General features: G+C 54.3%; 14 protein-coding genes. 9 read left to right on the top strand and 5 right to left on the bottom strand.

What is annotated here, in order from left to right; genetic code table 11:
- From JKK62_RS14810 to JKK62_RS14800, 3 genes are all read left to right on the top strand, one after another.
- A complete protein-coding gene (locus JKK62_RS14810; RefSeq protein ID WP_201428577.1) occupies positions 1 to 1,686 on the top strand; it encodes a hypothetical protein in 1,686 nt (561 codons plus the stop codon).
- 133 nt (positions 1,687 to 1,819) lie between these two features.
- Positions 1,820 to 2,695 (top strand): DUF5131 family protein, encoded by an 876-nt coding sequence (locus tag JKK62_RS14805; protein ID WP_201428576.1) that lies wholly within the window; start codon positions 1,820 to 1,822, stop codon positions 2,693 to 2,695.
- A gap of 377 nt (positions 2,696 to 3,072) precedes the next feature.
- Positions 3,073 to 3,240, top strand: coding sequence for a hypothetical protein (locus tag JKK62_RS14800; protein WP_201428575.1), 168 nt, complete (start codon positions 3,073 to 3,075; stop codon positions 3,238 to 3,240).
- Positions 3,241 to 4,006: 766 nt separating this feature from the next.
- On the opposite strand, the gene JKK62_RS14795 is transcribed toward JKK62_RS14800, so the two are convergent.
- On the bottom strand, positions 4,007 to 4,375 hold the full coding sequence (locus JKK62_RS14795; RefSeq protein WP_366503357.1) for an acylphosphatase: 369 nt from the start codon (positions 4,373 to 4,375) through the stop codon (positions 4,007 to 4,009).
- A 109-nt stretch (positions 4,376 to 4,484) separates the two neighbouring features.
- Here JKK62_RS14795 and JKK62_RS14790 point away from each other — a divergent pair, with 109 nt between their 5' ends.
- The 4 genes from JKK62_RS14790 to JKK62_RS14775 are packed head-to-tail and all read left to right on the top strand — an operon-like array spanning position 4,485 to position 6,790.
- Positions 4,485 to 5,588, top strand: a complete 1,104-nt coding sequence (locus tag JKK62_RS14790) for an MFS transporter (RefSeq protein WP_201428574.1) — start codon at positions 4,485 to 4,487, stop codon at positions 5,586 to 5,588.
- Positions 5,585 to 5,854 carry a hypothetical protein gene (locus JKK62_RS14785; protein ID WP_201428573.1) on the top strand — a complete coding sequence of 90 codons (270 nt, stop codon included), beginning with the start codon at positions 5,585 to 5,587 and terminating at the stop codon, positions 5,852 to 5,854. The genes JKK62_RS14790 and JKK62_RS14785 overlap by 4 nt, the downstream gene beginning before the upstream one ends.
- 52 nt (positions 5,855 to 5,906) lie before the next feature.
- Positions 5,907 to 6,428 (top strand): hypothetical protein, encoded by a 522-nt coding sequence (locus tag JKK62_RS14780; protein ID WP_201428572.1) that lies wholly within the window; start codon positions 5,907 to 5,909, stop codon positions 6,426 to 6,428.
- Positions 6,428 to 6,790 carry a hypothetical protein gene (locus JKK62_RS14775; protein ID WP_201428571.1) on the top strand — a complete coding sequence of 121 codons (363 nt, stop codon included), beginning with the start codon at positions 6,428 to 6,430 and terminating at the stop codon, positions 6,788 to 6,790. The genes JKK62_RS14780 and JKK62_RS14775 overlap by 1 nt, the downstream gene beginning before the upstream one ends.
- Positions 6,791 to 6,852: 62 nt before the next feature.
- On the opposite strand, the gene JKK62_RS14770 is transcribed toward JKK62_RS14775, so the two are convergent.
- Together JKK62_RS14770 and JKK62_RS14765 are read right to left on the bottom strand one after the other, a co-directional pair.
- Positions 6,853 to 7,608 carry a zinc dependent phospholipase C family protein gene (locus JKK62_RS14770; RefSeq protein ID WP_201428570.1) on the bottom strand — a complete coding sequence of 252 codons (756 nt, stop codon included), beginning with the start codon at positions 7,606 to 7,608 and terminating at the stop codon, positions 6,853 to 6,855.
- Positions 7,609 to 7,638: 30 nt separating this feature from the next.
- Complete coding sequence (locus tag JKK62_RS14765; RefSeq protein WP_201428569.1) at positions 7,639 to 8,205, bottom strand: ubiquitin-conjugating enzyme family protein; 567 nt, start codon at positions 8,203 to 8,205, stop codon at positions 7,639 to 7,641.
- A 259-nt stretch (positions 8,206 to 8,464) separates the two neighbouring features.
- Here JKK62_RS14765 and JKK62_RS14760 point away from each other — a divergent pair, with 259 nt between their 5' ends.
- Positions 8,465 to 9,289 (top strand): alpha/beta fold hydrolase, encoded by an 825-nt coding sequence (locus JKK62_RS14760; RefSeq protein WP_243411874.1) that lies wholly within the window; start codon positions 8,465 to 8,467, stop codon positions 9,287 to 9,289.
- Between the two features lie 90 nt (positions 9,290 to 9,379).
- A complete protein-coding gene (locus tag JKK62_RS14755; protein ID WP_201428568.1) occupies positions 9,380 to 9,766 on the top strand; it encodes a hypothetical protein in 387 nt (128 codons plus the stop codon).
- Between the two features lie 281 nt (positions 9,767 to 10,047).
- Here JKK62_RS14755 and JKK62_RS17625 read toward each other — a convergent pair whose 3' ends face one another.
- Together JKK62_RS17625 and sstT are read right to left on the bottom strand one after the other, a co-directional pair.
- A complete protein-coding gene (locus JKK62_RS17625; protein ID WP_243411873.1) occupies positions 10,048 to 10,899 on the bottom strand; it encodes a GNAT family N-acetyltransferase in 852 nt (283 codons plus the stop codon).
- Between the two features lie 402 nt (positions 10,900 to 11,301).
- Positions 11,302 to 12,561 (bottom strand): serine/threonine transporter SstT, encoded by a 1,260-nt coding sequence (sstT, locus tag JKK62_RS14740; RefSeq protein WP_201428677.1) that lies wholly within the window; start codon positions 12,559 to 12,561, stop codon positions 11,302 to 11,304.
- Positions 12,562 to 12,626 lie beyond the last annotated feature (65 nt).

The following is a 12,626-nucleotide window of genomic DNA, read 5'->3' as shown; positions in this document are numbered from 1 at the left end:
ATGGATCGTCAAAAAACTACAAGCTTTGCAAAGGTCAGAAAGCTGATCGCCGTACTGCAAAAATGCAACGGCAAGGCGGCGATCGGCAGCAAGGACGCTTTGATCTCGCCCAAGGCGGCAAAGATATTCGCCGCTGTCGGCGTGGTGTTTTTGATCGCGCTCCTCGCGATGGTCGCCTATCTGATCGAACCGCTGGTCGCTCCCTTTGTTGACCTGAAAAGTCTGACGCAGACCTTGATGCTGATCGTTCTTTTGATGAGCTTTGTGCTGTCCGTCAAGAATATCGTGACGGTGCTGTATACGGCGGATGACCTGTCCGTGCTGCTGCCCATGCCCTTTTCGGCGGGGCAGATCGTCACCGCGAAGCTGGCGGTGTCGCTGCAGTTCCCCATGATGCTGAGCGTGATGCTGCTCAACACCATCTGTATCGGATTCGGACTCAGAGAGGCGCCGGGCGCGCCGTACTTTATCGGCGTGGTGCTGTCGAGCGTTCTGATCCCGCTGTTCGGCATGTCGGTCGCGACGCTGCTGGTCGTGATCGTATTCCGCGTGTTCGGCTTTATCCGCAACCGCGATATCACGGTGGTGCTCGGCGGAGTGTTCACGTTGGCGCTGACCGTCGGCTATATCTTTGTCAACAGCCGGATGCAAACAGGTGATTCTGAGGAGGCAGCGGCGGCTGTCTCGTCGATTGCGGCGGTCGCGTCGGGATTCCCGAATATCGGCTTTATGTGCCGCTTTATGTTTGAGGGCGATCTCCTCGGGCTCGTGATCAGCCTTGCCGTCACCTTGGCGGCGCCGGCGCTCGCGATGCTCGCGGTCAAGCTCTTTTACCTGTCCACCGCGTTGTCCATGCAGAACACCGGTACCAATAAAAAGAAGGTCACCAAGGATTCCCTCAGCGGTAAAAAGAAGGTCAGCGCCCTTAAAGCCCTTACGGGCTATGAGAGCAAGCATACGCGCCGCAATCCCGCTTATCTGGTCTACGGCTTTGCCATGACCTTTATCTGGCCGGTGCTCTTTATCCTGCCGTTTCTGCTCGGCAAGCAGCTGAATCTCGATATGTTAGAGCTGCCTCTGGGTACGTCGCCGGCGCTGCTCATCGCGGTGCTGATCGGTGTGATGTCGGCGTGCTTTGCCTGCGGCTTCAATGTGCTGGCGGTCACCGCGTTCTCGCGCGAGGGCAGCAGCTTTGATATGCTCAAGACCATGCCCATCGATTTTAAGGATTACTATAAAAGCAAGCGCAATTACTCGATGCTGATCTGCTCGCTGGGCTCCGTCCTCTATGTCGTGATCCTCGGCGTTGTCTGCCTGATCATGGGCACTATCGCCGTTGAGAGCTGTTGGGTGATCTTGGTCGGCGCGTTGGCGGCGTTCATGACCAACCTGATCCTGATTAACGCCATGCTGCTCAAAAATGCGAAAAAGCCGCGTTTCAACTGGGACAGCGAAACAGAATTGTCCCGCAAGCTGAGCTGGATCAATATCGTCGCGGTCGTGATCGGCGTGATCCTGCTGATGGCGTTCATGATCGTTTTGATGTTTTCGTCATACTTGAACAGTACCGGCGCTTTCGCGATGACGGTCAGTCTCGCAATCACGGCGATCGTCCTGATTGTCGGCTGGGCGGTCAATCATTTCGCCGTCAAAAAAGGCGAAAAGCTCCTTCGAGCGATCGACTGATCAAAATGCAATAGGATAACGGAAGAGTCGGTTCATCACCGGCTCTTTTTTGCGGATCACGGTCAAATGACCTTTGCATTTTACGTGATATAAGCTATAATAAGGATGTATAAAACGGAAAGAAGGTGGGCTGATGCATGATATATGGAACCCGTGGCACGGCTGCAAAAAGTGCAGTGAGGGCTGTCAAAACTGCTATATGTTCTTCCTCGATGAACAGCGCGGCAAAAACGGCGCGGATATCTACAAAACGAAATCGGGCTTTCGCTATCCGTTGGCAAAGGATCGCCGCGGCCGCTACAAGATCGAGAGCGGGGAACAGCTCCGCGTGTGCATGACCTCGGATTTCTTTCTGGAAGAAGCGGACTTGTGGCGTGACGAGGCGTGGCGCATCATCCGCCAGCGTCCCGATGTGGTGTTTTTCCTGTTGACGAAGCGCCCCGAGCGTGTGGCGCAGTGCCTGCCGTCTGACTGGGGCGACGGCTGGGAGAACGTCTTTTTCAATGTGAGCTGTGAGAACCAGCGCCGTGCCGACGAGCGCGTCCCGATCCTGTTGACATTGCCGTTCAAGCATAAAGGCGTCATGTGCGCGCCCTTCATCGGCGCGGTCAGCCTGAAGGAATATCTGCCGAGCGGACAGCTCGAGCAGGTGATCTGCGACGGCGAGAATTACGCGGGAGCGCGGCCGTGTCACTATGAGTGGGTCAAGCAGCTCAGCGACGAGTGCAGGGAGTATAACGTCACCTTTGCCTTTATCGGCACAGGCAGACGTTTTGTCAAGGACGGCAGGATGTATCACATCGAGGGCAGCGAGCTGCAGGCGAGTCAGGCGTATAAGTCGGGATTGAGCTGCAAGGGCAAGCCGATCGATTTCAAGCTCACGAACCTGCTCGGACTGCCCCTGCGCGAGGAGCGCCGCTATCAGCCGTACTTTTCCGATAAGTGCCAAACCTGCGGTATGAAGATCATCTGCAACGGCTGTACCCGCTGCGGCAAATGTGAGCCGTAAACAGCCTCCCTTTTCCGAGAGAGACGCCGACAGAAACGCAACCGCAATTTACCCTTGCGAGTGTTCGAACATTTTGACCGCACAGACCCCGGGATCGTGCTATTTTTCGATTATGAAAAAATATAAATTTCTCCTGCGGAAGATACAAAATCTGGTGTTTTGCGGTTATTTTTCTTCAAAATATATTAAAAAATCGTTTATTTTCAAATGGGAATTAACGGTTACAAAGTGACATTATTTTTATTCAAAAAGGAATTAACCGTTAACAAACTGATATGAAAATGGGCAACCTGTAACTGGAAATTACACGTGTTCTCTGCTAAAATATAATTGTAGGAAATAAAACAACTGTTCGAATAATTGAAGGAGATGATTGTATGAAGGTCAACGTAAAAGGAGAACACGTATCCGACAAAATTATCAACATGTATGTCAGCGAGCTTGTCAAAGCGCACCCCGACAAACACATCGACGCGGTCGACATCTTTGTCGAGGGTGATAAGATGAAAGTCAGGCTCATGCACGACCTCGATCGCTCCGCTTGAAGTGAGAGCGGAGAGGAGATTCCGCTTGAACAATCGAATAAAGATGTGGAATAACCTTTCTCATATCCTCCTATGCTAAGGTATGGTTACTTCCATATATCCGAACCGCCGCTCTCCCACAGCGGCGGTTTTTTGTCGCGAATCAGCAAAAGTAGTTAGCAGTTTCCTCTGATGGACACGCGTGTCACGGGGGGTACTGCATCTTTTTCAGCCCCCTCTGACGGACACGTGTGTCACGGGGGCACGTGTCTTTTTATGCCCCCTCTGACGAGGGGGCAGCAAGATGACTTGATGTATAGGAGTCTTTTTTTTCTGCGGGGGAGAGATAACGCAACCGTATAATAGCATGCAAACGCATGACTCAATACTGTGAGTAATGATACTGATTATGCGGCTTGAGTCCATCATCGGTGTGTTTCTAACGCTTCGTTATCTCTCCCTCCGAGCTCGCAAGCGAGCCCACCTCCCTCGTCAGAGGGAGGCTTGTAAACGCTCTGTTCCTGACTAATGTGCTTTTTCGACAATCTGAAAAGGGAACGGATCTCTCCGTTCCCTTTCATTATAAAATGTCATTACGAAGCCCATGGCATGAATGCCATGGGCTGTGGTAATCTCAACCGATCAAGGCTCCCTTTCCTAAGGAGATTCCCCTTTTAGGGGAAATGTCCGCAAAACGGACAAAAGGGTCTGCTGCCTCCGCTGAGGAGGGCTGTCACGAAGTGACTGAGGGTTGCTGTAAAACTGTCCGACCGAAGGGAAAACACCTTTAATGATACTTCACCCGAAAACCGTTTTCATCCTCAACAGGCTCCAGTTGTTTGACCTCCATGCGCTCGATGACGATGTAGGAGCCGCGGTCGAGGGCGGCGATCACGTCGTCGATCTGCCGCTCGGTGCCCTGGATCTCCATCGACACAGAGTCGTCATATTCATTCCGCACCCATCCCGTCGCGCCGTAAAGCTGCGCCGCCTGCATGGTGCGCCAGCGGAAGCCTACCGCCTGCACCTGACCGTAGAATCGGATGTATTTACGTACCTTTTTGCGTTTTGTCAGCATTTCGCTCACCTCACCGATATTATATCCTACCGCAAGCGGGGTTGTCAATTCGCGCCGGATCATGTGTACAGATTGCATAAATACCATCCCGCTTTTTTGGATTGCATGACAGAAACCGATATGGTAAAATAAAAAAAGAACGAGTTATACAGAAACGTGTCGCTGTTTGCGGTACAGAAGGGTTGTTATGAAGAGATACAATCAGGTAGGACTGCTTTATTTCATCATCCATTTTTTGGTGGAGATCACCTCATTTTATGTGTTGACCTCCTATTTCAGCACGCCTATCGTCTGGGGCTTATGTCTCTTGTATGATTCACTGGCGTTTGTGCCGCAGGGCTTTTTCGGATTTTTGCGCGACAAAGGGATCCGCGTCAACTTTGCTGTTCTCGGCACGGTGCTGACGTCTCTTTCTTTGGTTCTGTTGCATTTTGATGTCAACGCGATCATCGTGATCATCTCTGTCGCGCTGGGCAACTGTCTTGTCCATATCCACGGCGCCGAGCTGACGCTCCGTTCCTCACCCGGCAAGATCGCTCCGAGCGCGGTATTCGTATCGGGCGGCTCCTTCGGCGTCGTCACGGGAAAGCTCCTATCGACCCACGGGGTCGCGGTTCCGTGGATCTTGACGCTGAATCTGCTGACCTTTATCCCGATCTTCATTGCCGAGAAGCTGAAGGCGGGTGACGGGGAGGAAAACCTCAAACAGTATCATTTTTCCAATGAGAAGATCAACGGCGTCGCTGTGGTACTGCTGGCGACCTTTGTCGTGATCGTTCGCGCCTATATGGGCTACGGCATCCCGACGACATGGAACAAGACGGAGCTGCAAACGGTATTGCTGTATTGCAGCATGGGCGTCGGAAAGGGACTCGGCGGAATCCTCGCGGACAAGATCGGTATCCGACTGACCGCCCTGATCAGCACAGTCGGCGCGCTGCCCTTTATGATCTTCGGCGCGGAACAGATGGAGATCTCACTGATCGGCATCGCAATGTTCAGCATGACGATGGCGGTCACATTGGCGCTGATCGTATCGCGTCTGCAGCACTACCCCGGTATCGCGTTCGGCTTTACGACCGTCGGGCTCTTTGCCGGCTCGCTGCCGTTCTTTTTCTATCGCGTCCAAAGCGTGACGGTCAACGATATCATCATCACGCTGTTGACCGTACCCTGCGTCGTGATCTTGTGGATCATCTGCGCAAAGCCGAAGAAAAATCCGTCCGATCAGACCGCGATTCCCGAAGAAACGGAATCGCTACAAACAGTTAAAAAGGAGAATGACATATGACGCCATTCCGTTATACGCTCGCTGACGCCGCCATGCCGCCTTTGGTCAATCCGACTGTCATGGCGCTGATCGCGATATTTATTTTCCTGATCCTACCGGCGATCATCGGCGTGATCGTGCTCGTCGTGCTGAAAAGCAGGAAGCGCAAAACGCCTGTCACCGTGCCGCCGCCCATCCCCAATATGCCTTATGGGTCGCCCGCGGCCGGGCAGCCGAATCAGGATCAAACGGATCATCAAGAACAAAACGAACAACCGAGATCGTAACGCCGATCGGTGACCGATCTTATCATAAAAGGATATCGTTAGGAGGATAAAGATGAGTATGAATACCGATCTCTTCTCATTTCTGCCGGCAGACATGGGGATTCCTCCCGTGTCGTCAGAAGAGGAAAAAGAGGAAAAAGAGGAAGAAGTCGTGGTAGAACCCGAGCCTGAGCCCGATCCCGAACCGTATCCCGAACCGCCGCCTCCTCCCGCACCTGTGCCCGTGTATGAGGAGCCCGCAACCGAGGCCGCAACCGAGGCTGAGACAGAAGCGCCTACTCAGGCAGCCACAAAAGCACCCGCCACGGTTGCCGCGACACAGGCAGCGACGATCGCCCCGACGGACGCGCCGACCGCCAAAGGCGGGTTTTCCGACTCGCTGCTGCACGCGCTGTATATCGTCATCCCGATATTGGCAGCCGCTTTGATCGCGGTCATCGTGATGCTGGTCGTTAAGAATAAAAAGAAGAAAGCGGCGATGAACGATCCATACCGTGCACAGAACGGATCGCACATGAGAAACGAAGAGGACGATCCCTTCCGCAATGACAGACAGGATCATTTCAGACATTAATGGGACTGATCCTGATATCGCTGTTGAGGAGCCTGATCCCGACGCTGATCGTTGAGCTGTATCTCGCGGCGGCGCTCAGGGTGCACAGCGGAAAAGATCTTTTGGTCATCGCGCTGGCGAATATCCTGACGAACCCCGTCGTCAACTATTGCTACTACTGGGCGATCTATCTCTTTTCCGAACACAGCGTATACACATGGCTGATCCTCTTGGCACTGGAGGTTTTTGCGGTCGTGACAGAATTCGTGATCTATCGGTTTTTGCTGTCGTATGACCGTATCGGAAAGCTGAAGCTCTCCCTCTTGCTCAACGGCGCTTCATTCCTGTTCGGATTGTTGTTGACCTTGCTGCTTCAACTGTAAATGAATAGACAAAAAGCAGGTCGGGTACGAGCGTCGTACCTGACCTGCTTCTTTTGCTTGTATCAGCCGTCGATATACGAGCGGTTGCCGATGATCTCTCGAAGCGCCGCTTCATCGATCTTGTCGCGCACAAAGTCGTCTGCCGTCCTGATGAACCGCGCCGCGTCGTCCACCGCCCTGTTGTAGAGCGGGTAGAATCCGCGCAGATCCATATCGTCGATCGCCTTACTGCGGTACGATACCAGCGCGAGCTTGGTGTGCGTTTTACCGGCGATCCTGTCCAGCCATCCGCTCTCGTCCGTGACGATCGCGTAGAATGGCTTCATATCGCGATGACCCTGTTTGAACTTCTCCCACGCGTCATCCCAGCCGTAGATCCCGGTGATCGCGCCGCCGACCGCGTCCTTCATCGACTCGGGCAAAAAGCGCGGGATACGCACCTTGCCGCCGTTCATCCTGTCGAGCTTGTGCTCGATCGCCATGTGCATCGGAAAGCTGTTCTTCGCCTTGCGGTTGATGTAGGGGTGGGTGTTGGAATCCAGCGCGTAATGGCACAGGAAACCCGCCGCGTAGGAAAACACCTTGCGGTCGCCTTTACCGCGCTTGATCAGCTCGATGAGAAAATCGCCCGTGCGTTCGCGGTGCATGGCGGATGAGTAGCGATTGACGCGATGGCGGAACGGCGCGATATAAAAGCGGTAGAACAGGAACGGGTCGGGACCGACCAGACCGAAGTCGTAGATATCGCGGTCAACGTCGATCGCAAGGCGCTCCAGCACCTGCGCGCCGAAGCTCGTATGGACAATGATATCGGGCATATCGCCGCCTCCTTATGATATGATTGATGATTATCGTTTGATCTCCCAGCTGTCGATGATCTCGCCGAGCTGTTCCTTTTCCGAGATCTCATCGGGTGAATTCTCTGTCAGCGCGACGGGGTCACTGGGAAAGAGCTCTTCCCGATCCCGCATTTTGTTGAACCATGCCGCCGCCTTGAAGTTCGCGGGGGATTTTGTTTCAACGAGCGACGGATCATAGGTCAGGGTACCGAGCATCCGCTTGACATAATCCTTGAGCGAATCACCCTCCTGCCAGAGCGTGCTCGGACAGTAGGTGCCCTTGGAGTACCAGTTCGGATGGAACACCGGCGGCATATTGAGCATCTTGGTGTTCGGCGCGATCTTGGGGTAGGAGTCCCACAGCGTGATCCGGATCGTGCATTTGTCGATGGTGCTGACGATGTAGCGGTCGGCGGTCGCCGAGAGCGCGTATGTCCTGATCCTGACAGTCAGAAGGTATTCTTCCGCGTACGGCGGCTCACCCTTGGTCACGATCCACGACAGATACGGTCTGTCCTGTAATTGCAGCATGTCGCGGTAGTCAGCCGCCAGGCGCTCATTTCTGTCATTCGGCATGATCCTCACTCCTTATCCCTTATGAGCCATATCAATAGTCATCGCGAGGTCCCGATAGGGACTGTGGCGATCTCAACCGATCAAGACACCTTTCGTGCTTGCGTCGGGGAAGGTTATGATCCGAATTCTATTATACAGAAGATTTCTGAAAACTTCCACTGTTTTTGATGATTTTTGTGAGAACGCGTTCGGGTGCTTGTGATCGCTTTCGTCATGTGCTATACTTTTGTCGGTACCATTTTTGAATCAGGTGATCTTTTTGAAATACATCTTACTATCCGTCGCGGCAGTCGCGATCGTATTCGGACTCTGCTTTCTGCTTACCGGACTGATCCGCAGAAAGCGGAAAAAGAAGCTCCCGCTCATCCTGCATGTTTTGATCAGCGTCGGGATCGGTCTGTTGATTATATGCGTTGTCGGCTTTTGCTATCTCAACGTGCATTATACGGCGCGGGAGGAGGCGCTTGCCGTGCTGTCCGATCCCACCGGCGCTGTCGTCAGCAGGATCGACGGCGGATATTTCGTCGACGGCTCGGGGCAGGACGCCGCGCTGATCTTCTACCCCGGAGCGAAGGTGGATTCCCAGGCATATCTGCCGCTGATGAAGGAGATCGCGGACAAGGGTGTAGACTGCTTCCTGCTCGATCTGCCGATGCGCATGGCGATCTTTGACCAGAACGCCGCGGATCACATCATGGCTGAGTATGATTATCCCACCGTGATGGTGGGCGGTCATTCGATGGGCGGCATGATCGCCGCGGGCTATGCCTCCGCGCACAAGGACGCTGTCGACGGCGTGGTGCTGCTCGCCGCTTATCCGACCAAGCCGCTCGACGGATCCGTGGGGTTACTTTCTGTTTACGGTACCGAGGATAAGGTGCTCAGTCGTGACGCGTATGAAAACGCCAAACAGCATTTCCCGAGCGGCGCTGTCGAAACGGTCATCGACGGCGGCAATCACGCGCAATTCGGCAACTACGGCGCGCAGGAGGGTGACGGCGAGGCGACGATCACCGCCAAGGAACAGCAGACACAAATCGCTTATTCCGTCCTGAAATTCGCCGAAGCTCTCTCCGACCGCTGAATTATCGCTTGCAAAAACGTCCCGAATATGGTACGATAAGCCTATCTTGCAAGACGAAATTTTTCTATTATCTATTGGGAGGAACTACCTATGAAAGTTACCGGATTCAGTCCGCTGATCGTGACCGATGCCGCCGACGCCGAAAACACCATCGAGCTGTTTGAGCAGCTTGGATTTGAACGGCGCCATAAGCATATCCGGCTCGACGGCAGAGATATCAACAACGTCACCATGAAGGACGCCGAAGGGCATTATATCGATATCGCGAGCGTTCCCGTAAAGCCGCTGGATTCTACGATCATCCGCATGAATGTCGATAACTTTGAAGAAGCGTATGAGCTGCTGACTTCCCGCGGATTCGTCTGCGGCTCCAATTCAATCATCGAAACCCCCTCCTCCATATCGGCGCTGATGATCTCTCCGACCGGCTTCAAGTTCGACCTGTGTCAGCACATCAGGAAGAAAGCCGAGAATTGAATCTAAATATCACAAAGACCTCTCACGCCCTGCGGTGTAAGAGGTCTTTTTTATTCAGTCATTGCAAGGAGTGGATTTCTAAGCCTCCCTTTGGTAAAGGCAGTGGCGCTTAGCCAATCGCAGATAAATCTGCTCTTGGAGCGCTGTTGCATGGGGGTTGTGTACCAAATCACAGATTTGGACAACTCCTCAGGAGGTGCCTCCGAAAGGAGGCGGAGGGATTGCATCAACTGATCGAGCGTCAGCGAGAGACTTAATGGTATTGGGCTATGAAAGATATTTTACATTTCCATCCCCATCAGGATCACACGCTTCTCTTTGCTGAATCCATAATCCTCATAGAATTGTGGCAGGATGCCTTCACCAGCTGTGATCAGGTGCACGCCGACGATCCCCTGTTCCTTGACGTCGTCCAGACAGTGGGTCAGCAGTCGTCCGGCGATCCCTTGCCGCTGATATGCGGGCGCGACGGCGAGGTCGTTGATCTCGAACGTCCTGCCGTAGTGGAACAGCATGGATGTGCCGAGGATGAAGCCCGCGACCTCGTGATCGACGACATATTCTAGCCCGTATGCCTGCTTGGAGTTGAGCAGCTCGCCGACATGGATCACAGCGTCGCGCGGATCCCACGGATCGTTCCACGGCTCGCCCGAGAACGCCGCGGCATAGATCGCGCCGTAGCGCTCGAGGTGTTCCTTGCGCATCGGTCGGATGGTCGGCATGACGGCGAGGAATGATGCCTTGAGCTTCTCATACCGCTGTCGCTTTTCTTCCTTTTTGAAGTGTACCTCGCGGAATTGCTCGGGGCAGTCGTTGTAGTTGAGTTTCACGTCGCCGAACTGCTCGCTCGTCAGGTCAAAGACGCACTCGCCCACCGCGTTGAAGCAGTGATAATTGCCGCCCGGACGCAGGATACCGTACACCTTGCCGCCGAACAGGTCCTGGAGCAAAAACGCCGTGATCGAGCACTGACCGAGCGTTTTGTTGTCAGGCGACCAGTCGCCGCGCATCCGCGGCGCGCAGGTATCCGCGCTCCAGATGTTGCTGAGGATATCGTAGCAGTCGCGCGGCGTCAGCCCGTTTTCGGTTTTCACAGTCGCGGTCTGATGACCGTAGAAATGATAGGTTTTCATTTTGTATTCCTTGTAAGAGTATGGTGAAAAGTACGCAGTCGTTTTCCAAGGTTCCCTATAGGAATGGGAGCACGTGTGATACGCTGGCACTCTAGAGGCTCCCTTTGGGAAAGGTGCTCCCCGTTGGGGAGACGTCGCGCAGCGACAGAGGGGGAGCCGCTTCCGGCGAGGAGGCTGTCGCCCGTTGGCGACTGAGGAATTGTATTAAAATGTTTGAGCGAAGCGAGTATCTAAATTCTGTATTACGTTGATGTAATTGCAAAGTATCATAACAGAGTATCTCCCTTCGGTCGGTCAATTCGTACAATTCATCCGTCAGCTTACGCTGACACCTTCCTTTCCCAAAGGAAGGCTTTTTCCGAGGCTCCCTTTCCCAAAAGGAGCCTATAGAGAACGAGCGCTTTACGCTTTCTTTTTATGCCCCTGCATGAAGTCGGGCAGCGCTCTGCCCTGTTTTTTCCACTGCACATATTCCGCAGCGGCGGTGAACAGCACATCGCCCGAGGAGTTGATCGCGGTCTCCATGCTGTCCTGGATCACGCCGATGATGAAGCCTACGCCGACAACCTGCATCGAGACCGCGTCCGAGATGCCGAACAGCGAGCACGCCATCGGGATCAGCAGGAGCGATCCGCCCGTCACGCCGGAGCTGCCGCAGGCGGCAAGCGCGGATAAGAATGACAGCAATATCGCCGCGGGGAACGATACCTCGATCCCCAGCGTATTAGCCGTGGCGAGCGTCATGATCGTGATCGTGACCGCCGCGCCGTCCATGTTGATGGTCGCGCCCAGCGGGATAGAGACGGAGTACATATCGCGGTCAAGTCCGAGCTTTTCACACAGTCCCAGATTGACGGGGATGTTGGCGGCGGAGCTGCGCGTAAAGAACGCGGTCAGTCCGCTCTCGCGCAGACAGCGGAACACCAGCGGATAGGGGTTGCATCTAAGCGACACACCGACGATCAGCGGGTTGATGACCAGCGCGACCGTCAGCATCGTGCCGACCAGCAGGAGCACCAGCTTGCCGTAGGTGACAAAGATGTCAAAGCCGCTTTGCGACACCGCGCTGAACACCAGACCGCAGATGCCGAACGGCGCTAAGTTGATGATCCAGCGCACCACCTGTGTGATCGCGTCCGAAAAATTCTGCATCATTTCCTGTGTGCGAACGCTCGCGAAGCGTTTGAGCGCCAGTCCGATGATGACCGCCCAGAACAGGATGCCCAGGTAATTGCCCTGAGAGAGCGCCTCGATGGGGTTCGCGACCAGCTTGGTCAAAAGATCCCTGATGATATCGCCCAGTCCGCCGGGAGGGGTAGCGCCCGACGCGGCGGCTGCGTCGGCGAGGGTGATCGTCTGCGGAAACAAAAAGCTCGCCGTGACTGCGGCAAACGCCGCCAGATAGGTCGAGAACAGGTAGAAGAAGATCACCAGCCCGAAACGTCGGTCGAGCTTGGCGCTCTTTTGACAGAGCGACGCCGCGACCAGTATCGCGACCAGCACCGGCGCGATCGCCTTCAGCGCGCCGACAAACAGCGTGCCGAGCATCGAGAGCCATGTTGCGTTCGGAAACAAAAGCGCCAGCCCCGTGCCGATGACGATGCCGATGATGATCCTGAGGATCAGGCTCGAATGATTGTAGATGTACAGTATCTTTTTCAGTGCTTTCAAAATCTTCCTCCTGAGTGGATGGTTCTTTGCTTCGCACAGGTAGGGTGCAGGTGAAA

The organism is Ruminococcus difficilis, assembly GCF_016680995.1.
This window is presented reverse-complemented; position numbering and strand designations above follow the sequence as displayed.